The following is a 22,841-nucleotide window of genomic DNA, read 5'->3' on the forward strand; positions in this document are numbered from 1 at the left end:
GGTGGGACGACACAGCCGCAAAGGCCCCGCGCCCAAGGGCTCCGACTCCGGAAGCGGCGCCGGTATACCCGGCCCCGGAGTATCCGGCACCGGCGAGTGGGAAGCCGTGGGTTCGAGCCCCGGCAGTGGACGGCGCAGACGCAACGCCGCGCCCGGTGCTGAACAGCATGGCTCCTCCGGCTACGGCATGCCGCAGGCCCGCGGCGGACACCCCGAGCAGCATGAAGCGGGCGGTGGCTGGGGCGTACCGCAGCAACGGTACGGGGACCGGCAGGGCGGCGGCCGGCAGCGGGTGCAGACGCCGGTGCCGCCGCCGCGGACGACCGCCTCGGGAGCGGCCCGGATACCGGGCCCGCGACGGGAGTTCGTCGAGGCCTTCGAACAGCCCCGGCCCGCAACCGGCCAGGAGCCCGCCCCGTACGCCTCCGTCACCGAACGGGGCGACGAGCCGGATCAGGCCACCGGAGCCGCGACCGAAGCGAGCGAGGAGAGGCCGGCCAAGGGCGGCAAGGGGCGCGCCTTCACCGGCATCGCGGCCGCCGCGGTGACCACGGTGCTCGCGGTCGTCGTGGCCGGCCACGTCACCTCGGACGGTCCGGAGAAGCCGAGCGCACAGGCCGCGGGCAAGGACCGTGCGGGGGCGGAGAGCCCGGCATCCCGCTCGAACGGTCGGCAGGCGCCGCCCGACGGCGCGGTGAAACCCGCGGTCCCTGCCGCGTACGAGCAGCTGATGGCCGCCCGGTTCCCGATCAACCCCAAACTGACGGCGACGGGTGACTTCGAGGCGGTGCCCGGCTTCGACAAGGCGCCGGGCAAGGGTCGCAGGATCCGCTACCGGGTGGATGTCGAAAAGGGCCTCGGTCTGGACGGCGCGCTGTTCGCCAAGGCGGTCCAGCAGACCCTGAACGACGACCGGAGCTGGGCGCACGGCGGGGAGATGACCTTCGAGCGGATCTCGTCGGGGGAGCCGGAATTCGTGATCACGCTCGCCAGTCCCGGGACCACGGCGACCTGGTGCGCCAAATCCGGTCTGGACACGAGCGTCGACAACGTCAGTTGTGATTCGGCGTCGACCGACCGCGTGATGATCAATGCGTACCGGTGGGCTCAGGGCTCGGCGACATACGGCGACGAGGCGATGTTCACCTACCGGCAGATGCTCATCAACCACGAGGTCGGGCACCGGCTCGGGCACGGTCATGTGAACTGCCGCACGCCGGGCTCGCTCGCGCCTGTCATGCAGCAGCAGACCAAATCCCTCGACATCGACGGGATCAAGTGCCGGCCCAACCCCTGGGTGCATCCCGGCGGTTGAGCCCGGAGTGCGAGACGGGCGTCTCGTATCCGGCCCGCGCCACCGCACGTCAAGGAGCTGGCCGCAGCCTGACACTCCGTAACTGAATCGCCCCGTAGCGCGACTGAACGCTACCGGGGTGGGAAAGTTACGTGCATTCACCCCTTCCGGTGGCGTGATGGACAACCGTCCGTCGCGTCACTGGCGTATCCGCTTACCGTCGTCCCGCTGTGAGCCGCCGGACCAACGGCGGCCGCCCACAAGGGAGATCGGGGGTGCGCTGGTGCGGATCGGACTGCTTACGGACGGTGGTTATCCATATGCGACGGGTGAGTCCAGGCTGTGGTGCGACCGGCTTGTGCGCGGGCTCGCGCAGCACGAGTTCGACGTCTACGCGCTGAGCCGCAGCGCCCAGCAGGAGGACCACGGCTGGATCCAGCTCCCGCCGCAGGTGCAGCGGGTGCGCACGGCCCCGCTGTGGGCGCCCGAGGACGACGGACATACATACGGACGGCGCGAACGACGCCGCTTCGTCGGCCATTTCAAGGAGCTCGCCACCGCCGTCTGCGCGGAGGGCGAGGGGCAGGGCGAAGGATTCGCCGACGCGCTGTACGGACTCGCCGAACTGGCGCGTGAACGCGGCGGGCTCTACGCCGCACTCCGCTCCGAACTCGCCGTGCGTGTCCTCGAATCCGCCTGCCGCGCCCCCGGCGCGCGCCGCACCGTGCACGCCGCCACCGTCCCCGACTACCTCGCCTTCGTCGACCAGCTGGAGCGCGCTCTGCGCCCGCTCTCGCTCGACTGGTACGGCGCTGACTGCCTCGGCGCGGTCGACCTGTGCCACGCCGCGTCCGGCGGCTCCGCCGCCCTGCCCGGCCTGCTGGCCAAACGCTTCTTCGGCGTCCCACTGCTGGTCACCGAGTACGGCGTACAACTGCGCGCGCACTACCTCGCCGCGAGGGACGGCGAGCTGACCGCGCCCGTACGGGCCCTGCTCGCGGCCTTCCAGGGCCGACTGGCCGCCGAGGTGTACCGGCAGGCGTCCGTCATCACGCCCGGCAATACGCATGCGCGCCGCTGGCAGGAGAAGTGCGGCGCCGACCGAGCCAAGTTGCGGACCGTCTACCCCGGCATGGAGGTGGACCGTTTCGCGGCGGTCGGGGAACCGGTGGGGGAGGCCGCGGGGGAGGGCGACGGCAGCAGCGACCCGCACACCCTCGTCTGGGTCGGCCGGATCGAGCCCGCCAAGGACCTCATCGCACTGCTGCATGCTTTCGCGGAAGTGCGCAAGGAGGAGCCTCAGGCACGGTTGCGGCTCTTCGGCGCGCCGGTGCAGGGGCCGGAGGCCAGGACCTATCTCGCCCACTGCAAGGCGCTGGCCGCCCAGCTCTTCCCCGACGAGGCGGCCGACGCGCACGCCGTCGGCGACAACCCGGTCTCCTTCGAGGAGATCGGCGGACCCGAGGCGCCCGAGCTGGCCGACGCGTACGCCTCCGGCGGAGTCGTCGTCCTGTCCAGTGTCGTCGAGGGCTTCCCGATCAGCCTGGTCGAGGCGATGTTCTGCGGCCGCGCGACGGTCTCCACGGACGTCGGCGCGGTCGTCGAAGTCATCGGCGGTACAGGGCTTGTGGTGCCCCCGCGCAATCCGAGGGCCCTCGCGGAAGCCTGCCTCGCGCTGCTGCGCGACCCCGAGCGCCGTGAACGGCTCGGCGCGGCCGCCCGGGCCCGCGCGCTCGAGCTCTTCACGATCGAGCAGAACCTGACGGCATTTCGCGGCATTTACCTGGAGCTGCTCTCGCACTCCCCGGTACAGCGGGAGGCGGTGAACGCGGACGGTGAGCCGCTGCCCTTCGCCCGTCCCGCCGAGGCGTATGTGCCGTGTCACTGGACGGGCGGCGGCACCGCGTCGGGCGCCCGCACCCCGCGCTGGGCGGACCGGCCGCGGCTCGTCGGCGCGCTGACCACCGCGAAGGAGGCACGCGCATGAGTACGTCCCGAAGTACGTCCCGAAGTACGCCACCCGGTGCGTCCCGCAGTGCGTTCCGTATCGCCGCGGGCGCAGCCGCCGACGAACGCGGATCACCCGTCGGTGCGAGCGGCTGGGACACCCACTCGGCGGCCCACTCGGACAACCAACAGGAGACCCTGCTCGCCGAAGTCCGGGCGGACGGGCCCGCGAAGACGCGCAAGCCCGCAGCCCGCCGCGGCCCCGCCGACCCCGTCAAGGCGCTCATGCACCGCCACCGGGAGCTGTGCGAACGGGCCGTCGACCCCCTGGAGATCGCCGCCGGTCTCGAGGCGCACGGCGTCACCGACCGGACCGCCGCCCGCTTCCGCCACCGGGACGTCTTCTCGCTCGCCGAGGAGCTGTACGCGCGCGTGCCGCGCGGAGGGGAATCGACACAGGCCGCCGAACGTCCGGCGCGCGCCGCCGGTCCGAGCGCCGGACGACGGCCCGGCCGCGCCGGACACGCACTCCTCACACTGCTGCCGGGCGCCGTCTGCGCCCTCGCCGTCGCCATGCAGTCCATGGAGCCCATAGAGGTTGCGGAAGGCACGGTCCGGCTCGCGGCAGGGGCAGTGGGCGTGTCCGGAGTCGCCGTCGCCCTCGCGCTCTGCCTGCGCCGCGGACCGCTGCGCGCCGAGGGACGCACCGTCCCCGCCGTACGCCTGTGGACACTCTGGCTGCTCGGGTACGCGGTGTACGGCGAAGGGGTGCAGGCCCAGCTCATCGGCGGCGGTCCCGACGCTTCCTGGCCCATGACCACGGCCCCGCTCGTCGGACTCGCACTCGCCGTCGCCCCCGCGGCCTGGTGCGCGCACCTCTTCTCCGTACAGGCGCGGCGCAGGCTCGACGGCAGCCGTGGACTCGAGGAGTTCGCCTCCGGCGCGCGTCCGCTGCTCCTCGGCGTCGTCGCGCTGTACGTCTGTGCCCTGACCACGCTCCTCGTGCTCACCGGCCTCGTCCTCCCTCACAAGGCCCTCGTCCCCGCCGTCGCCCTCGGCACCCTGCTCTTCCTCGCGCGTCTGCTCATCGTCCACGGCTTCCCCGATTCCGCCGCCGCCGGACTCGCCGCCGCCTGCGCCGTCGAAGTCGCCGCCCCCGCCCTCCTGCTGGCCGGACGCCTCCCTGGCTGCGGCTTCCTGGCGAGGCCGGTCGAGGCGGTAGTCGGAGCCTGGGGCACCGGAGCCGTACCCGCTCTCGCCTGCGGCGCCGCCGCCCTCGGACTGCTGGCCCACGCCACCGCGGCGCTGTCCCGGGCCTCGGCGCACAGCGTCTGAACCTGCTGCGGGGCCGACATCGCGTGCGTACCCGACATCGCGGGCCCACCCGATTCCAGCACCCAGTACTGCATTGACAGCAACATCCCTAAGGAGAAAGCGACATGACCCCCCTACCCCCAGCTCCGGCCCGTCGGCACCGAGGGGCGGCCGCGCGATGAGGGTGCTACTGCTCGGTGCCAATGGATTCCTCGGCCGCTTCGTCGCCGACCGGCTGCTCGCCGACCCTGCCGTGCACCTCACGGCCCTCGGGCGCGGCGACGACGCCGACGTACGCTTCGACCTCGCCGGCGGCAGCCCGGGCGCGCTCACCCGCTTCCTCGGCGCCGTCCACCCCGGGGTCGTCATCAACTGCGCCGGCGCCACCCGCGGCGGCGCCCGCGAACTGACCCGCCACAACACCGTCGCCGTCGCCACCGTCTGCGAGGCCCTGCGCCGCAGCGGTTGCGGCGCCCGGCTCGTCCAGCTCGGCTGCGCCGCGGAGTACGGGCCGTCCCAACAGGGATCGTCGACGGCGGAGGACGCGATCCCGCGTCCCGGCGGCCCGTACGGAGTGAGCAAGCTCGCCGCCACCGAGCTGGTGCTCGGGGCCGGCCTGGACGCCGTCGTACTCCGCGTCTTCTCGCCCATCGGCCCCGGCACCCCGGCAGGATCCCCGCTCGGCCGCCTCGCCGAGGCGATGCGCCGCGCCATGCAGTCCGGCGACGGCGAGCTGAAGCTCAGCGGCCTCGGTGTGCAGCGCGACTTCGTCGACGTACGGGACGTGGCGCGCGCCGTGCACGCCGCCTCGCTCTCCGCCGCGCAGGGCGTGGTCAACATCGGTACGGGACGTGCCGTACGGCTGAGGGACGCGGCCGCCGTCCTCGCCCGGGTCGCCGGCTACGCCGGTGGACTGCACGAGCTGGACGCGCCGTCGGGCCGGCCCCCCATCGGCGCCCCGCGCACCGAATCCGTACTGGACCACCTGTCCGTGCCCCCGGCGCCGTACCCCGACGGCTGTGGCGGCTGGCAGCAGGCGGATGTGCGCACCGCCCGCGACCGGCTCGGCTGGCGACCCCGTATCAACCTCGAGGAGTCCCTCGCCGACATCTGGATGGAGGCGGCATGCCGCATCTGACCAGCACGGACGCCCAGCTCACGACCGCAGCGAGGGAGGTCCCCCCGGACGAAGTCTGGGGGAGGCTCGGCTTCGGCATCCCCGGCTACGCCCACCCGCTGCTCGCCCCCGTCGAATGGGCCGGACTGACCCGGCCGGGAACGCCGTTGCACTGGGTGGTCCTCAATGTCGACGACGGCCCCGGAGACCGTCCCGACCCGCACTGTCTGGAGGCCGCGGGCAGGCTGCGCAACGCGGGCGTACGCGTCCTCGGCCATCTCGACCTGGCACACGGCTCGCGATCATTCGGCGATCTCGTCTCCGACGCGCACCGCTTTCTCGAGTGGTACCAGGTCGACGGCTTCCTGCTGGACCGCTGCCCGACGGGCCGTGCAGACCTGCACGCGGTGCGGCGTACGACGGCGACGCTCGAGGCGGTCCTCGACGGCGGGCATCTGGTGCTCGGGCACGGCTCGCACCCGTATCCCGGCTACGCGGAGGTCGCCGACCAGCTGGTCACCTTCTCCGGGCCATGGACCGACTACCGCTGGTCGCAGGTGGCGGAGTGGACGGCGGACCACCCGCCGGAGCGCTTTGTGCACTTCGTCCACGGCGTGCCGCGGACCCGCCTGGAGGAGGCCACGCGTATCGCCCGCTGGCAGGGCGCCGGGACGATCTTCTTCACCGACCGTACCGGCGGCAAGGGCCGAAGTGAACATAACGGAGCATTCGAGGCGCTGCCCGGCTACTGGGACGAAATCGTCTCGCAGATCGGACCGGGTGTCTCGGAATGAGAGGGGGCGTGGCAGTGTTACGGGGAGAACCACCGTACTGACTTACCGACCAACGGAGTCCCCGTGTCGCTGCCACCCCTGGTCGAGCCAGCTGCTGAGCTCACCGTCGACGAGGTCCGCAGGTACTCCCGCCACCTGATCATCCCCGATGTCGGGATGGACGGGCAGAAGCGGCTGAAGAACGCCAAGGTGCTCGCCGTCGGCGCGGGCGGTCTGGGCTCGCCTGCCCTCATGTACCTGGCCGCCGCCGGTGTCGGCACGCTCGGCATCGTGGAGTTCGACGAGGTCGACGAGTCGAACCTGCAGCGCCAGATCATCCACAGCCAGGCCGACATCGGCCGCTCCAAGGCCGAGTCCGCCAGGGACTCGGTGCTCGGCATCAACCCGTACGTGAATGTGATCCTCCACGAAGAGCGGCTCGAGGCCGAGAACGTGATGGAGATCTTCAGCCAGTACGACCTGATCGTCGACGGCACGGACAACTTCGCGACCCGTTACCTGGTCAATGACGCGTGCGTGCTGCTGAACAAGCCGTACGTCTGGGGCTCGATCTACCGCTTCGACGGCCAGGCCTCCGTCTTCTGGTCCGAGCACGGGCCCTGCTACCGCTGCCTCTACCCGGAGCCCCCGCCGCCGGGCATGGTCCCGAGCTGCGCCGAGGGCGGCGTACTCGGTGTGCTCTGCGCGTCCATCGGCTCCATCCAGGTCACCGAGGCGATCAAGGTCCTGACCGGGGTCGGCGACCCGCTGGTCGGCCGGCTGATGATCTACGACGCCCTGGAGATGCAGTACCGCCAGGTCAAGGTCCGCAAGGACCCGGACTGCGCGGTCTGCGGCGAGAACCCCACCGTCACCGAGCTCATCGACTACGAGGCCTTCTGCGGCGTCGTGTCCGAGGAGGCCCAGGAGGCGGCGCTCGGTTCGACGATCACTCCCAAGCAGCTCAAGGAGTGGATCGACGACGGCGAGAACATCGACATCATCGATGTCCGCGAGGTCAACGAGTACGAGATCGTCTCGATCCCCGGCGCCAGGCTGATCCCCAAGAACGAGTTCCTGATGGGCACCGCCCTCCAGGACCTTCCGCAGGACAAGCGCATCGTCCTGCACTGCAAGACGGGTGTCCGCAGTGCGGAGGTCCTCGCGGTGCTCAAGTCCGCGGGCTTCGCGGACGCGGTGCACGTCGGCGGCGGCGTCATCGGCTGGGTCAACCAGATCGAGCCGGACAAGCCGATCTACTGAGGCTCGCAGCTGTGCGGGAGGGCCCTGGACCGGAGTGCCGGTCCGGGGCCCTTCGCGGTGCCGGCTGCTACGAGCAGGTCTTGCCGTTCGCCGGGACCTTGCCGTCCAGGAGATACGCGTCCACTGTGCCGGTCACGCAGGCGCCATTGCCGTACGCGCCGTGCCCCTCGCCCTTGTTGGTGAGCAGCACCCCGACGCCCGCGCCCAGCTCGTCCACCATCCGCTTCGCGCCCTCGTACGGGGTCGCGGGGTCGCCCGTGGTGCCGACGACCAGGATCGGAGCCGCGCCCTCGGCGGCTGCCTCGGGAGTGTCCGACTCGCCCGGCACCGGCCAGTCCGCGCACCATCCCGCCAGGTCCCAGGCCAGATACGGGCCGAAGACCGGCGACACCTTGGTGAACTCGGCCAGATGACGCGATGTGACCTCGGCGGCGGTCACCCGGCCCTTGGTGTCCGCGCAGGATATGGCGCGCTGTGAGTGGTCCTGGGTGCTGTAGTGGCCTTTCTCGTCACGGCTGTTGTAGGCCTCCGCCATCAGCAGAAGACGGGTGCCGTCACCGTTCTCCGCCTCGTTCAGCCCCCTGGTGAGGTATTCCCAGTTGTCCTTGGAGTACAGCGGGAAGACGATCCCGGTGAGCGCCAGGCTCTGGGTGAGCGTGCGCCCCTTGTCGGTGGGCAGCGGCTTGCGGTCCAGCTTGCCGAGCAGTTTGACCACGCGCGCGGTGCCGTCCTGCGCGCTGATGCCGCGGCTCTTGAAGTAGTTCTCCAGGGCGCGCTGGAAGCCCTGCGCCTGGCCTCGCGAATGCGCGGCGTAGTCGGCGGTGGGATCGACCACCGCGTCCAGGACGAGTCGTCCGACGTTCTTCGGGAACAAGTGGGCGTAGGTGCCGCCCAGTTCGGTGCCGTAGGAGAAGCCGAGGTAGTTCAGCTTGTCGTCGCCGAGGACCTGGCGCATCAGGTCCATGTCGCGGGCGGCGTTGGCCGTGCCGACATGCGGCAGCACCCGCCCGGACTTCTTGGCGCAGCCCGCGCCGAAGGCCTTGGCGTCGTCGAGGTACGCCTTCTCCTCCGCGGGTGTGTCGGGGGTGAAGTCCAGCCTGTGCGCTGCCTCGATCTCCTGGTCGCCCCGGCAGGTCACCTCGGAGCTCTCCGCCACGCCGCGCGGATCGAAGCTGACCAGGTCGTAACGGCTGTGCAGCTTCTTGAACTGATCGGCCGAGCCGGGCAGTCCGGAGACACCCGAGCCTCCGGGACCGCCGAAGTTGAAGAGGAGTGAACCGATCCGCTTGGACCGGTCCTCGGCCTTCGAGCGGATCAGAGCGATCCCGATCGTCTCGCCCGTCGGCTTCTTGTAGTCGAGCGGGGCCTTGAGCCGGGCGCACTGCCACTCATTGCCCGGCGCCTTCGCGTAGCTGCCCTCCGCCTTCACGGGCGCCGCGCAGCGCTGCCAGTCGAGCTTCTGGCCGGTGAGGGTGGCGGGCAGGACCGGCTCGCCCGGCCTGCCCGGGGCGGCCTTGCCCGGGGCGGTCCGGGAGGCCGAGGGCTTGGCGGTGTTCTTGCCGTCGGCCCCTGCCGCGTCCGTACCGCTGTCACAGCCGGTGATGGCGCCGGCCGCCAGCACCGCCGCAGCGGCCAGCGCCCCCGCCCGTACCCGCGTCGTCATGGATGCCCCCCCGGGCTTCGAAGATAGTTTCGACATCCTATGCGGGCCTACTGACACACCGTTCCGGCGGCGGGAGCCTTGCCGTCCAGGAGGTAGGTGTTCACTGCCTTCTGCACACACTTGTTGCCGCTGTTGTACGCGCCGTGGCCCTCGCCCTTGTACGTGAGCTCGATGCCGACGCCCTTGCCGAGCGCCTCGGCCATCGCCTTCGTGCCCGGGTACGGCGTGGCCGGGTCACCGGTGTTGCCGACGAGGACGATGGGGGCAGAGCCCGGGGCGGAGACATCCGGCGTGCTCCACATGCCGGGCACCGGCCACTCACTGCAGCCCATCAGGCCCCAGCCCATGGTGTCGCCGAAGACCGGCGACGCCTCGCGGAACTGAGGCAGCTTCGCCCTGGCCTGCTCCAGGGTGAAGCGGTCCTTGTAGTCGACACAGTTGATGGCCGAGTTGGCCGCCTGGATATTGCTGTAGTCGCCGTTCTCGCTGCGTCCGTTCAAGGCGTCGGACAGTGCGAGCAGCAGCGCGCCGTTGCCTCCGTCGGCCTCGTCGAGACCCTGCTCCAGCAACGGCCAGTACTCCGTGGAGTAGAGGGTCTGCGCGATGCCGTTGGTGGCTTCGGTCTGGGTCAGCTTGCGGTCGCCGCTGCCGGTGATCGGCTGCTTGTCGAGCTTCTTGAGGAGGGCGATGATCCATTCCTGGATCTCCTGCGGTGTCGAGCCGGGGATGGGGCACTTGTCGCCGCGGGCCACGCAGTCCTTGGCCCAGTCGGTGAGGGCCAGTTGGAAGCCCTTGGCCTGGCCCAGCGCGCTCTGCTCCGAGGTCGCGGTCGGGTCGACGACGGCGTCGAGAACGGCTCGGCCCACGTTCTTCGGATACAAGTGCGCGTACACGCCGCCGAGTTCGGTGCCGTACGAGATCCCGAAGTAGGAGAGCTTCTTGTCACCGAGGACCTGGCGCATCAGGTCCATGTCGCGGGCGGCATTGGTGGTGCCCACATACGGGAGCTCGTTGCCGGAGTTCTTCTTGCAGGCGCCCGCGAAGGACTTCAGATTCTCGACGAGGGTCTTCTCCTCGGCGGCGTCGTCGGGGGTCCAGTCCTGAGCGAAGTACGCGTCGAGCTGTCGGTCGTCCTCGCACTCCACGCCGACGCTGCGACCGACCCCGCGCGGGTCGAAGCTCACCAGGTCGTAGCGGGTGCGCAGGGTCTCGAAGTCCGCGGCGACGGAGGGCAGCGTGCTGACCCCGGAGCCGCCGGGACCACCGAAGTTGAAGATGAGGGAGCCGATCCGCTTGCTTTTGTCGAGCGCCTCGGCGCGGATCAGGGCCAGCTCGATGGTCTCGCCGTCCGGCTCGGCGTAGTCGAGCGGGACGTCCATGAAGGAGCACTCCCAGGTGGTGCCGCCGGGCAGCGGCGAGGGCTGGGTCCCGCCGCCCTCGGCCTCCGAGGGGGGCGGGCACTTCTGCCAGTCCAGCGTCTGTGAGGCGAGATCCTCCGTCCGGTCCTGCTCCGTCTTCTTGTCGCTGCTGTCGGAACAGCCGGCGGCCAGCAGTACGGTGGCGGAGGCGGCGAGTGCGACAGCGCGCAAGGCGGCGGAAGTGGTCGGCATGCCGTCATCGTCCGCCGCGAGCGCCCCGGCCGCGCGGGACGGCGGTCCATGCGGGTGGCGACGGAGCGTAGCCGCGGCAGGGCGGCCATGTGGGTGGCGACGGAGGGTTCGCGCGGCGGGTCGGCCGTGCGCGGACCGCCCGGCCCGGCTAGAGCGCGCCCTTGCGGGTGAGGTGGTTGAAGGCGAACCACCCCGGCAGCACGGGCAGCCAGAGCGTCATCATCCGGTACAGCAGGACCGCCGGCGCCGCGACCTCCTTCGGCACACCGGCCAGGACCAGACCGAAGGTCAGCGCGCCCTCGACCGCGCCCACACCGCCCGGCGTCGGTGCCGCCGAGCCCAGTGCGTTGCCCGCCAGGAACACCACGGCGATGCTGGCGTAGCTCAGCGGCTGGTGGCCGTTGTCGAAGGCCCGGATCGACGCGTCCAGACACATCACGAACACACCGGTCAGCAGCAGCATCCCGCCGATGCCGGTGAGCAGCTTCCCCGGCCGCTGCAGTACGTCGAGCATGCGCGGCACCACACCGGCGAACAGCGAGCGCAGCCGCGTCGAGACGAACTTCCGCAGGAACGGGATCGCGGTCACCACCAGCACCAGCACGGCGACCGTCAGCAGACCCGCGATCACCGTCCTCGACGGCGTGAACGACGCCGTTCGCTCCGTACCGGTCAGATAGCCGAAGGAGAGCAGCAGCAGGATGTGTGCGCCGAGGCCGAAGAGCTGTGAGGCGCCGACACTGGCCACGGCGAGACCGGGCCGTACGCCCGAGCGCTGGAGGAAGCGGGTGTTCAGCGCGACGCCGCCGACCGCCGCCGGGGCGACGATCTTGACGAAGGACCCGGCGACCTGCGCGACCACGGTCCGCAGGAAGCCGACCCGCTCCGGCACGAAGCCCAGCAGGCTCATCGCCGCCGCGAAGTAGCTGACCGCGGAGAAGGCGACGGCCACCACCACCCAGCGCCAGTCGGCCTGCCGGAAGACCGTGCCGAAGTCGATGCCGGCGAGCTGCGAGAGCAGGAAGTACGCGGCGACCGCGCCGGCGATGAAGCTGATGAGCGTACGCGGCCTGATCCGCTCGAGACGGACCGGCTCGACCGGTGCCTGCGGTCTGATCAGCAGCACCTGCCGACGGATCTGGGAGAGCAGATCCTCCTCGCGCGCCTCGTCCATGGCTTCGTCCATGGCCTTCTTGTCGGCCTGCTTCTCCGCCCGTTCCGACTTGCGTGCGGCCTTGCGGTCGTCGGCCGACGCTTCCTCCGCCGCCTCTTCCGTACGAGCCCGTTTGGTGGCGGCGGACGCCTCGAGCACCGCATCCCGCTCACGCTGCGACCGCTCGCGGGCCAGCTTGCGCAGTGTCGCCCGGGTGGAGCGGCTCAGCGCGATCGGCTGGAGCAGCGGCAGACAGTCGGCGATCGCGTCCGGACCGAGCACCTCGACCGCGGTGGCCACCGCACGCGCGGCACCCACCCGCAGCCCGATCGTGGTGAGCAGCTGCGCGATGTCCATGCGCAGCACCACATCGCCCGCCGCGATCTCGCCGCCGCGCAGATCCGTCAGGATCACCTTGCCGGAACGATCCACCAGAATCGCGTCGCCGGTCAGCCTCCGGTGCGCGATACGCCGCGACTGGAGCGCCTTCACCTGCCGCCAGGCCCCGCGCACCACATCGTCGGTGATCTCGTCGTCCGTCAGGGAGTCCAGGGAACGCCCGCCCAGGTGCTCGTACACCAGCATCACGGCGTCCGGACCGAGTTCCGAGGTGGCGATCAGCTTGGGGGCATTGGCTCCGGCGGCGATCGCCGCGTACGCCAGCAGCGCCTCCTGCTCCAGCGCCTGGCGCAGCGACTGGATGGAGCGGCGGGTGGTGATGGAGCGCAGCGTCAGTCGTCGCCACACCCGGTAGAAGAAGCCCTGCGCCTGCTGCTCGCGGTCGACGACGGTGACATCGAGCGGCGCGCCCTCCTCCAGCGTGACCAGATAGCGGCGGCCGCGGTCGCCCTGCTCGGCGGAGTCGGGAACGTCCTCGGAGCGCATCGCGGTGACCGGGCGGAAACCGACATGGCGCAGACCGGCCAGCAGGGTCTGGCCGGTGGGCCGTACGTTCGGCGAGCCGACGGTGTACAGCGTGCCGTACGCGACGGTCCAGCCGAGCAGCACGGTGAGGATGATCGAGAACGGGGTGGTGTATCCGGCGACCAGCATCGCGAAGGCGTCGAGCAGCAGCACCACCCACAGCACCACTCGCCAGCGCGGCCGCCGGGCCATCCCCACGGCCGTCATATAGGCGATCACGGGCGCGAGATAGCCATGCACCGGATCGGTCAGCCCGCCGCCGCTCTGCGCCTGGGTCAGCGCGTCCTGGAGTGTGCCGGGCGCGGCCTTGGCGACCCAGAGATCGGTGGCGAGGGTGACGCCGTGCGCGAGGACGGCGGCGAGGACGCCGTCCGCGATCCGCAGCCCGTCCCGTTTGACCAGCCGCTCGATCGCGAAGGCGACGGGGACGAGCAGTACGGCGATGCTGGACGCCAGCCCGGCGATCTTGACCAGCAGGTCAGGGGCCTGCCCGGTGCCCTTGTTGATGTCCTGCTCGAGACCGGAGGTGGTGCCGTGGGCGAAGGCGGCGACGGCGAGCACCACGGCGATCGCCAGGATGCCGATGAGCAGCCGCAGCAGATCGGAGGGGCGGTGGACGCGGGCGGCGAGCAGTGGTTCGTCCCCGGATACCCGGTCGACGCTGGTCACGTCCGTGACGTCGGTCGCCCTGGTCGAACCGGTCGCCCCTTTCGCCCCGGTGGAATCGACGGATCCTTTCGCCCCGGTCGAATCGACGGATCCTTTCGCCCCGGTGGAATCGACGGATCCTTTCGCCCCGGTCGAATCGGCCGATCCTTTCGCCCCGGTCGGATCGCTCGCGTCGCCCTGCGGAGCGGGCGCTTCCGGGTACGACTCGGACTCAGGGGTGCTTGCCGCCTTCGGAGGCTGCACGCCCTGCTCCTTCGCCGTCTCGGTCTCTTCTTGATCTCGTATCACCAGTCACCGCCCGCATGATGGTGGCACGACCGGACGGCAGAGGGGGGCATCAGGGTGCATCGCGGGGACTTGAGGCACGTGAGATACGCCCCTCTGCCTCTCCGGTCCCACTCCCTCCACTGTGCCTGCTGTCGGAGGCGTTGTCGGTGGCGTGCGGCAGGATGGGCCGGATGGACGAGCTGCCGGAGTACGCGGAGCGGGTGCTTGAGGTCGCCGAGCTGATCCCGCCCGGCCGGGTGATGACGTACGGAGATGTCGCGGAGTGGCTCGGGCAGGGCGGGCCGCGCCAGGTGGGCCGGGTGATGGCGCTGTACGGAGGCGCCGTGCCCTGGTGGCGCGTGGTGCGCTCGGACGGCACGCTGCTGCCCGGGCACGAGCTGCGCGCCCTGGCGCGGTACCGCACGGAGGGCACGCCGCTGCGCGAGGCCTCGCGAAGTGCAGAAGGCCATGTGCCACGGCTCGACATGAAGCGCGCGCGATGGGACGGCGAAGGTGGTGCGGGCGGCAGCGCTCACATATGACAGCTTCGGCCGATCGGTGGCACCAGGGGCGCGCCGGGGGCTGTACGGCGTACGAAGACCGTACGGAGCCCCGGTGCGCGGCTGACTCACTGCGTCCCCGCCCCGCGCTGGCGTAGCGTCGTCGGCGCGCGGCACGAACCGCTCCACCCGCGGCACGAACCGCTCCATCACCACCAGCACACCCACCAGGACCGGCGATCCACGTGAGCTCCTCCTCCACCACCGGGCGTACGACGTACCAGCAACAGGTACGGCGGCGGACCTCGGGCGCGTACCGACTGGTGCGTACCCCGCCGGGCCCGGTGCATCCCCCTCTCCTGGACGCAACTCAGCGCGCGGTGGTTGACCACGGTCACGGTCCGTTGCTCGTTCTGGCAGGCCCGGGCACCGGCAAGACGACGACGCTGGTGGAGGCGGTGGCCGCGCGGGTCGCGAAGGGGGTGGATCCGGAGCGGATCCTGGTCCTCACCTTCAGCCGCAAGGCGGCGGTGGAGCTGCGGGACCGGATGGCGCTGCGGCTGGGTGGTGCGCAGGGGCCGCAGGCGACGACCTTCCACTCCTTCTGCTACGCACTGGTCCGCGCCCACCAGGACGCGGATCTGTTCTCCGAGCCGCTGCGGCTGCTGTCGGGTCCCGAGCAGGACGTCGCCGTACGCGAACTGCTGGCGGGCCAGCTCGGCCTGGAGGCCGAGGGGCTGGTGCGCAATCACTGGCCGGACGAGCTGCGGGCGTGCCTCACGACGCGTGGTTTCGCGGACGAGGTACGGGCGGTGCTGGCCCGGAGCCGGGAACTGGGCCTCGGCCCCGACTCCCTGGCCCGCTTCGCGGCCCGCACCGGCCGTCCCGACTGGGGGGCGGCCGCGTCTTTCCTCGCGGAGTATCTGGACGTCCTGGACATGCAAGGGGTCCTCGACTACGCGGAACTGGTGCACCGCGCGGTCCTGCTGGCCGAACGGACCGGGTCCCCGTACGACGTGCCGCACCCCTCGTCCCTCTTCCCGTACGACGCGGTGTTCGTGGACGAGTACCAGGACACGGACCCGGCCCAGGTGCGGCTGCTCCAGGCGCTGGCCGGCCAGGGCCGGACGCTGGTGGCCTTCGGCGACCCGGACCAGTCGATCTACGCCTTCCGCGGCGCGGACGTGAACGGCATCCTCGACTTCCCGGACGCCTTCCGGCACGCGGACGGCAGACCCTCTCAGGTGTCGGTCCTGACCACGTCGCGTCGCAGCGGGTCGGGTCTGCTGGCGGCGACCCGGCTGCTGACCCGGCGGATGCCACTGCCCCGCCTCCCGTCGGAGAAGGCCCGCGCCCACCGGGAGCCGGCGCCGGTCCGCGAGGGCGGGCAGGTGGAGACGTACACCTTCCCGACGGCGTCGACGGAACTCGACAACATCGCCGACATCCTGCGCCGCGCCCATCTGGAGGAGGGCGTCCCGTGGAACGACATGGCGGTCCTGGTCCGCGCGGGTGGCCGCACCATCCCCTCGGTCCGCCGCGCGCTGACGTCGGCGGGCGTCCCGCTGGAGATCGACGGCGACGACGTCCCACTGCGCCACGAACCGGCCGTATCGCCGCTACTGACGGCCCTGCGCACGGCGGCAACGGCCGCGCTGCGGGGCCCGGCGGGACCGCGGGAGGGGACTGCGGAGGCCTCCGGTTCCGCCGGGGCACCACCGGCGGATGCGGATGCGGATGCGGACGCGGCGCCGGATGCGGGTTCGACACCGGATGCGGATGCGGATGCGGCGCCGGGTGCCGAGGCGTTCGAAACTGAGCCCCCCGCCCCCTGGCTCACCACCGAGACCGCTCTCACCCTGCTCACCTCGCCCCTCGGCGGGATGGACGCCGCCGACCTCCGGCGGCTCGGCCGCGCCCTCCGTGACGAGGAGCGCGCCGGTGGCAACCGCGTGCCACCGCCCTCCGACCAGCTCCTCGCCCGCGCACTTGCCGAGCCCGAGCGCCTCGTCGCGCACGACCCCGCGTACGCCCGCGGCGCCCAGCGGATCGGCGCACTCCTGCGCAAGGCGCGCGAGCTCCTCGAAGGCGGCGGCACCGCCGAAGAGGCCCTCTGGGAGCTCTGGGACGGCACCCCCTGGCCGCAGCGACTCGAGCGCGCAGCTCTCCGCGGCGGCGCGGCCGGCCGTAACGCCGACCGCGACCTCGACGCCGTCTGCGCCCTCTTCGACACCGCGGCCCGCGCAGAGGAGCGCACCGGCGGCCGCGGCGCCCTCAACTTCCTCGAAGAGGTCGAGGCCCAGGACATCGCCGCCGACACCCTCGCCAAGAGAAGCGTGCGCCCCGATGCCGTACGCCTGATGACCGCCCACCGTTCCAAGGGCCTCGAGTGGAGCCTGGTCGTCGTCGCCGGTGTGCAGGAGGGCCTGTGGCCGGACCTCCGCCGCCGCGGCTCGCTCCTCGAGGCCGACCGCATCGGTCACGACGGCCTCGCCGAGCCGCTCACCCCCGGCGCCCTCCTCGCCGAGGAGCGCCGGCTCTTCTACGTCGCCGCCACCCGCGCCCGCGACCGCCTCGTCGTCACTGCCGTCAAGGCCCCCGCCGACGACGGCGACCAGCCCTCCCGCTTCCTCACCGAGCTGGGCGTGGAGCCCAAGGACATCACCGGCCGCCCGCGCCGCCCCCTCGCCGTCGCCGCGCTCGTTGCCGAACTGCGCGCCACCACCGTCGACCCGCAGGCGACGGACGCGCTGCGGGACGCCGCCGCCCGCCGCCTCGCCCGCCTCGCCGCGCTCACCGACGACGAGGGCCAGCCGCTCGTACCGGCCGCGCACCCCTACCGCTGGTGGGGCCTGTACGAGCCGACGCAGAGCCAGATCCCGCTCCGGGACCGGAACCAGCCCGTCACCCTCTCCGGCAGCGCACTGGACCAGCTCGCCAACACCTGCGCGCTCCAGTGGTTCCTCGGGCGCGAGGTCAAGGCTGACGCACCCGCCACCGCCGCCCAGGGCTTCGGCAACGTCGTCCACGTACTCGCGGACGAGGTCGCCTCCGGACAGACCCCCGCCGACCTCGCCGTTCTCATGGAGCGCCTCGACTCGGTCTGGAACGCGCTCGTCTTCGACGCTCCCTGGAAGTCGCAGCAGGAGAAGGAGCACGCGCGCGTGGCGCTCGAACGCTTCCTGCGCTGGCACGTCATGGACCGCGGCGGTCGCGGCGGCCGCGCCCCCGCCGCCACCGAGCACGACTTCGACGTGACGCTCGAGGCGGGGGAGTACGAGGTACGGATCCGGGGCTCCATGGACCGCGTCGAGGAGGACGCCGAAGGACGCGCGTATGTCGTCGACTTCAAGACCGGCAAGCAGACACCCACCAGGGACGAGGTCGCTGCCCACCCCCAACTCGCCGTCTACCAGCTCGCGGTGCGCGAAGGGGCGCTCGACGAGGCCTTCGACGGCCGTCGCCCGGAACCCGGCGGCGCCGAACTCGTACAGCTGCGCCAGCCCGCCGCCAAGAAGGACGGCGGAGACGGCCTCCCCAAGATCCAGGCCCAGGAACCCCTGAGCGGCGCATGGGTCGGTGATCTGCTCGCCACCGCCGCCGGACGCGTACTCGACGAGCGCTTCACCCCGTCCACCGGGCAGCACTGCACCCACTGCACCTTCCGCGCCTCGTGCAGCGCACAGCCGGAGGGACGCCAAATCGTCGAGTGACCGCCGCCGACGTTCGGTGTGGTGGTCCATGTGGTCCATCTCACGTCGGCTCCCTGCATCCAAATGAGGTCCGCGACAGTCGCATAAAGGTGCGATAAGCAGGATCTACAGGGAGAGACACATGGCAGCCAATCGGAAGTTCCTGGTTTCGGCGATGGTCTGTGCGACCGCGATCGCCGGACTGGCGGGCTGCTCCAAGGACACCAAGGCCAAGGGCGACTCCGAGGAGAAGGCGAAGGAGCCGGCGGCCGCCACGACCTCGAAGGCTCCGGTGGACCCGTTCGCCGGCCTCACCGCCGACCAGATCGGCGACAAGGCCCTCACGGCCACGAAGGCCGCCCAGTCCATCCGGATGGCGGGCCGGATCAAGAGCGACGGCGAGCAGCTGACCGTCGACTTCGCGGTCGACACCAAGGGCGCCTGTACGGGCAAGATGGGCGTGAAGGCCGGCAAGGCCGAGCTCCTCCAGGCCAACAAGGTCATGTACATGAAGGGCGACGAGAAGTTCTGGCGCGCCTCGATGAGCGAGGACGGCTCGTCCGGCAAGGAGACCGACAGCGTCGTCGAGCTGATGAAGGGCCGCTGGATGAAGATGCCGGCGGGCAGCTCCGGCGACATGGACGGTGTCTGCGACCTCAAAGCCATGATCGCCGACATGGACAAGGACAAGTCGGAGCGCAAGGGCATGACCAAGGGCCCCGACGCCGAGGTCGACGGTCAGGCCACGGCGACCGTGGTGAAGAAGGCGGCCAACGGCGAGACGACGACCATGTACGTGGCCAAGGAGGGCGAGCCCTACCTGCTCAAGGTCGTCAAGGTCGGCGGCGACGAGCCCGGCACGATGGTCTTCAGCGACTACAACAAGCCGGTGAATGCCGTGGCTCCGCCGGCCGACCAGGTCGTCGACCTGGAGAAGCTGGGCGCGGGCTCCGGCAACGGAGCCTGACGCGGTTGAGGCCGAGGGGGACCACCGCTGTCAGTGGTCCCCATTAGCCTCTCTGAGGTGACCCCACGCATCACCGACCCCGAGCAGCTCAAAGAGCTCCTCGGTATCCCCTTCACCCCGGAGCAGACGGCCTGCATCACCGCGCCGCCCGCCCCGCAGGTCATCGTGGCCGGAGCCGGTTCGGGGAAGACAACGGTGATGGCGGCGCGGGTGGTGTGGCTCGTCGGGACCGGCCAGGTCGCGCCGGAGCAGGTCCTCGGCCTCACCTTCACCAACAAGGCCGCGGGCGAGCTCGCCGAGCGCGTCCGCAAAGCTCTCGTACGGGCCGGGGTGACGGACCCCGACGCCATCGACCCCGACAATCCGCCGGGCGAGCCCCGAATCTCCACGTACCACGCCTTCGCCGGACAGCTCCTCACCGACCACGGACTGCGCATAGGCCTGGAGCCGACCGCGCGTCTGCTCGCCGACGCCACCCGCTACCAGCTCGCCGCGCGTGTGCTGCGCGAGGCGCCGGGGCCGTACCCCTCGCTGACCAAGTCCTTCCCGTCCCTGGTCAGCGACCTGCTGGCACTCGACGCGGAGCTCGCGGAGCATCTCGTACGGCCCGAGCAGCTCGGCGCGTACGACGCCGAGCTGCTGAGCACGCTGGAGAGCGCCCGGCTCAGCAACGCCGAGCTGCGCAAGGTCCCCGAGGCGGCCGCCGCACGCCGTGAGCTGCTCGAACTGACCGTCCGCTACCGCGAGGCCAAACGAGCCCGCGACCTCCTCGACTTCGGCGACCAGATCGCCCTCTCGGCCGAGCTCGCGCTCACCAGGCCCGAGGTCGGCACCATCCTGCGGGACGAATTCCGGGTCGTCCTCCTCGATGAGTACCAGGACACGTCCGTGGCTCAACGGCTGCTGCTGTCCGGCCTGTTCGGGCAGGGCACCGGCCATGCCGTGACCGCGGTCGGCGACCCCTGCCAGGCGATCTACGGCTGGCGCGGCGCCTCCGTGGCCAACCTGGACGACTTCCCTGCGCACTTCGCGTACGCCGACGGCCGCCCCGCCACCCGCTTCTCGCTCAGCGAGAACCGCCGCAGCGGCGGCCGCCTCCTCGACCTCGCCAACGGCCTCGCCGAGCCTCTGCGCGCCATGCACGAAGGCGTCGAGGCGCTGCGGCCCGCCCCCGGCGCCGAGCGCGACGGCATCGTCCGCTGCGCCCTGCTGTCCACGCACGCGGAAGAGATCGAGTGGCTCGCCGACTCCATCGCCCACCTCGTGCGTACGGGCAAGGAGCCCGGCGAGATCGCCGTCCTGTGCCGTACGGCGGGCGACTTCGCCGAGATCCAGGGCGCGCTGGTTGCCAGGGACGTCCCGGTCGAGGTCGTCGGCCTGTCCGGGCTGCTGCACCTCCCCGAGGTCGCCGACCTGGTCGCGATGTGCGAGGTCCTGCAGGATCCGGGCGCCAACGCCTCTCTCGTACGTCTGCTCACCGGACCGCGCTGGCGGATCGGCCCGCGCGACCTGGCGCTGCTGGGCCGCCGGGCCCGGCTGCTGGTCCACCGCACCTCGTCCGACGAGAAGGACCCGGACGAGCGACTGGCCGCCGCCGTCGAGGGCACCGACCCGGCCGAGGTCATCTCGCTCGCCGACGCGCTCGACACATTCCTGGAGTCGGCCGGCGGGGAGGACGACGGCCTGCCCTTCTCCACGGAGGCCCGGGTCCGCTTCGCCCGCCTCGCCGCCGAACTGCGCGACCTGCGCCGTTCGCTCGCCGACCCCTTGATGGACGTACTGCACCGGGTCCTGACCACCACCGGCCTCGAGGTCGAACTCTCCGCCTCACCGCACGCCCTGGCCGCCCGCCGCCGCGAGACTCTGGCCAACTTCCTTGACACGGCGGCCGGATTCGCGGCGCTGGACGGGGAGGCGACGCTGCTCGCCTTCCTCGCCTTCCTGCGTACCGCCGCGCAGTACGAGAAGGGCCTGGACAACGCCCTGCCGGGAGGCGAGAACACGGTCAAGGTCCTGACGGCCCACAAGTCCAAGGGCCTGGAGTGGGATGTCGTGGCGGTCCCGGGCCTGGTCGCCAAACACTTCCCGAACGACCAGGCGCGCGAGGCCTGGACCTCCCAGTCCAAGGTCCTCCCGCATGCGCTGCGGGGCGACGCGACGACCCTCCCGGACGTCCCGTCCTGGGATGCGAAGGGGCTCAGGTCCTTCAAGGAGTCGATGAAGGACCACCAGCACACCGAGGAACTGCGCCTCGGCTACGTCACGTTCACCCGCCCCCGCTCGCTGCTCCTCGGCTCGGCCCACTGGTGGGGTCCGACCCAGAAGCGCCGACGCGGCCCTTCGGCGTTCCTCCAGGCGCTGTACGACCACTGCGCGGAGGGCTTCGGCGAGATCGAGGTCTGGGCGGACGAGCCCGAGGAAGACGCGGAGAACCCGGCGCTGCACGCGACGACGGCGTCGCAGGCCTGGCCGCTCCCTCTGGACGCCGCATCCCTGACCCGCCGCCGCGCCGCAGCGGACACGGTGCTCTCCTATCTGGCCAATGCGTCGGCGGATGCCTTTGAGGAACCCCCGCCGCCGGACGGGCCCCTGGACGAGCCCTTGGACGGGCCCCTGGACCGCGACCCCGTGGATCTGCCGGACTGGGACGACTGGGAGCCGGAGCCGGAGCCGGAGCCGTTCCGGGAGGGCGACGACGACCACGGTCATGAGCCGGACCCGTGGCACGACACCGTTGTCCCGGCTCAGAGGGGCCACCGCGAAGCCGGCGCCGGGGGTGTGGGGGCGTCAGTTCCCCTGTCCACCACCCCTGGGGGGCCTGGAGGCCTGCCCCCGGTTTTGGGAAGGGGCGGGGTGGGGGACATCCCCCCGCACCCCGAAGACGCCCGCACCATCGCCTCCTGGGACCGGGACCTCGACGCCCTCGCCGGCGAGCTCCGCCGCACCCGCGCCACCGTCCGTGACGTCCTCGTACCGCACTCCCTCTCCGCCTCGCAGCTGCTGCGCATCGCCGCCGACCCCGACGGCTTCGCCCAGGAGCTGGCCCGCCCCATGCCGCGCCCCCCGCAGCCCGCCGCCCGCCGCGGCACAAGGTTCCACGCCTGGGTGGAGTCGCGGTTCGAGGAGCTCCCGCTGCCGATGCTCGGCCCCGACGAGCTTCCCGGCGGCGACGCGGACGACCCCGAGATCGCGGACGAGCACGACCTCGCCGCGCTCAAGGAGGCCTTCGAGCGCACCCCGTACGCCCACCGCACCCCGTACCGCGTCGAGGCTCCGTTCCAGCTCACTCTCGCCGGCCGTGTCATCCGGGGCCGTATCGACGCCGTCTACCGAACCGACCCGGGCGACGGCGACGGCAAGGGAAACGGCAACGGCGTCGACGGCGAACCGTACATAGGCGAACCGCACATATACGGCAAGACGCACAGGGACGGCGTGCCGCACACGTACGAAATCGTCGACTGGAAAACCAGCCGCACCCGCACCGCCGACCCTCTCCAGCTCGCCGTCTACCGCCTCGCCTGGGCCGAGCAGCACGACCTCCCCCTCGAAGCCGTCAACGCCGCGTTCGTCTACGTACGCAGCGGAGAGATCGTCCGCCCCGGCGCCCTCCCCGGCCGAGCCGAGCTGGAGCGCATCCTGCTGGGCGAGACGGCCGGTGGGACAGCCACCGGAGCCCGTTAGGCTC

13 protein-coding genes are annotated in these 22,841 nt (G+C 71.6%); 10 read left to right on the plus strand and 3 right to left on the minus strand.

The window, feature by feature from the left end; all coding sequences use genetic code 11:
• The first annotated feature begins 1 nt into the window (after position 1).
• The 6 genes from ACFWDI_RS18330 (at position 2) to moeZ (ending at position 7,708) form a co-directional block, all read left to right on the plus strand.
• Entirely contained in the window at positions 2 to 1,315 is a 1,314-nt protein-coding gene (locus tag ACFWDI_RS18330; RefSeq protein WP_385305153.1) for a DUF3152 domain-containing protein, read from the plus strand.
• Between the two features lie 262 nt (positions 1,316 to 1,577).
• On the plus strand, positions 1,578 to 3,281 hold the full coding sequence (locus ACFWDI_RS18335) for a DUF3492 domain-containing protein (RefSeq protein ID WP_385305154.1): 1,704 nt from the start codon (positions 1,578 to 1,580) through the stop codon (positions 3,279 to 3,281).
• Entirely contained in the window at positions 3,278 to 4,576 is a 1,299-nt protein-coding gene (locus tag ACFWDI_RS18340) for a hypothetical protein (protein WP_385305155.1), read from the plus strand. The genes ACFWDI_RS18335 and ACFWDI_RS18340 overlap by 4 nt, the downstream gene beginning before the upstream one ends.
• 157 nt (positions 4,577 to 4,733) lie before the next feature.
• On the plus strand, positions 4,734 to 5,693 hold the full coding sequence (locus tag ACFWDI_RS18345; RefSeq protein WP_385305157.1) for an NAD-dependent epimerase/dehydratase family protein: 960 nt from the start codon (positions 4,734 to 4,736) through the stop codon (positions 5,691 to 5,693).
• A complete protein-coding gene (locus ACFWDI_RS18350; RefSeq protein ID WP_385305159.1) occupies positions 5,681 to 6,466 on the plus strand; it encodes a spherulation-specific family 4 protein in 786 nt (261 codons plus the stop codon). The genes ACFWDI_RS18345 and ACFWDI_RS18350 overlap by 13 nt, the downstream gene beginning before the upstream one ends.
• 63 nt (positions 6,467 to 6,529) lie before the next feature.
• Positions 6,530 to 7,708, plus strand: coding sequence for an adenylyltransferase/sulfurtransferase MoeZ (gene moeZ / locus ACFWDI_RS18355; protein WP_385305161.1), 1,179 nt, complete (start codon positions 6,530 to 6,532; stop codon positions 7,706 to 7,708).
• Positions 7,709 to 7,775: 67 nt separating this feature from the next.
• On the opposite strand, the gene ACFWDI_RS18360 is transcribed toward moeZ, so the two are convergent.
• The 3 genes from ACFWDI_RS18360 to ACFWDI_RS18370 form a co-directional block, all read right to left on the minus strand.
• Positions 7,776 to 9,371: an alpha/beta hydrolase gene (locus ACFWDI_RS18360; RefSeq protein WP_385305163.1), complete on the minus strand. Its 1,596-nt coding sequence runs from the start codon at positions 9,369 to 9,371 to the stop codon at positions 7,776 to 7,778.
• 47 nt (positions 9,372 to 9,418) lie between these two features.
• Positions 9,419 to 10,981: an alpha/beta hydrolase gene (locus tag ACFWDI_RS18365; RefSeq protein ID WP_385305165.1), complete on the minus strand. Its 1,563-nt coding sequence runs from the start codon at positions 10,979 to 10,981 to the stop codon at positions 9,419 to 9,421.
• Positions 10,982 to 11,129: 148 nt separating this feature from the next.
• Positions 11,130 to 13,727 carry a lysylphosphatidylglycerol synthase domain-containing protein gene (locus ACFWDI_RS18370; RefSeq protein WP_385305166.1) on the minus strand — a complete coding sequence of 866 codons (2,598 nt, stop codon included), beginning with the start codon at positions 13,725 to 13,727 and terminating at the stop codon, positions 11,130 to 11,132.
• A 449-nt stretch (positions 13,728 to 14,176) separates the two neighbouring features.
• Between ACFWDI_RS18370 and ACFWDI_RS18375 the strand changes: the two genes are divergently transcribed.
• The 4 genes from ACFWDI_RS18375 to ACFWDI_RS18390 all read left to right on the plus strand — a co-directional run bounded on the left by ACFWDI_RS18375 (position 14,177) and on the right by ACFWDI_RS18390 (position 22,837).
• The gene (locus ACFWDI_RS18375; protein WP_385305306.1) at positions 14,177 to 14,536 is read left to right on the plus strand and encodes an MGMT family protein; all 360 of its coding nucleotides are present in this window, start codon (positions 14,177 to 14,179) and stop codon (positions 14,534 to 14,536) included.
• A 203-nt stretch (positions 14,537 to 14,739) separates the two neighbouring features.
• Positions 14,740 to 18,207: an ATP-dependent helicase gene (locus ACFWDI_RS18380; RefSeq protein WP_385305168.1), complete on the plus strand. Its 3,468-nt coding sequence runs from the start codon at positions 14,740 to 14,742 to the stop codon at positions 18,205 to 18,207.
• Between the two features lie 121 nt (positions 18,208 to 18,328).
• A complete protein-coding gene (locus ACFWDI_RS18385; RefSeq protein WP_385305170.1) occupies positions 18,329 to 19,153 on the plus strand; it encodes a hypothetical protein in 825 nt (274 codons plus the stop codon).
• A gap of 57 nt (positions 19,154 to 19,210) precedes the next feature.
• On the plus strand, positions 19,211 to 22,837 hold the full coding sequence (locus tag ACFWDI_RS18390) for a UvrD-helicase domain-containing protein (RefSeq protein WP_385305172.1): 3,627 nt from the start codon (positions 19,211 to 19,213) through the stop codon (positions 22,835 to 22,837).
• Positions 22,838 to 22,841: the final 4 nt, after the last annotated feature.

The organism is Streptomyces sp. NPDC060064, assembly GCF_042736455.1.
Taxonomy (GTDB): domain Bacteria; phylum Actinomycetota; class Actinomycetes; order Streptomycetales; family Streptomycetaceae; genus Streptomyces.

What these genes read in the sequence shown, in the direction of transcription:
- ACFWDI_RS18365 (WP_385305165.1), bottom strand. Translation starts at nt 10,981, where the DNA reads ATGCCGACCACTTCCGCCGCCTTGCGCGCTGTCGCACTCGCCGCCTCC.
- ACFWDI_RS18340 (WP_385305155.1), top strand. Translation starts at nt 3,278, where the DNA reads ATGAGTACGTCCCGAAGTACGTCCCGAAGTACGCCACCCGGTGCGTCC.
- ACFWDI_RS18375 (WP_385305306.1), top strand. Translation starts at nt 14,177, where the DNA reads ATGGGCCGGATGGACGAGCTGCCGGAGTACGCGGAGCGGGTGCTTGAG.
- ACFWDI_RS18350 (WP_385305159.1), top strand. Translation starts at nt 5,681, where the DNA reads ATGCCGCATCTGACCAGCACGGACGCCCAGCTCACGACCGCAGCGAGG.
- ACFWDI_RS18345 (WP_385305157.1), top strand. Translation starts at nt 4,734, where the DNA reads ATGAGGGTGCTACTGCTCGGTGCCAATGGATTCCTCGGCCGCTTCGTC.
- ACFWDI_RS18360 (WP_385305163.1), bottom strand. Translation starts at nt 9,371, where the DNA reads ATGACGACGCGGGTACGGGCGGGGGCGCTGGCCGCTGCGGCGGTGCTG.
- ACFWDI_RS18385 (WP_385305170.1), top strand. Translation starts at nt 18,329, where the DNA reads ATGGCAGCCAATCGGAAGTTCCTGGTTTCGGCGATGGTCTGTGCGACC.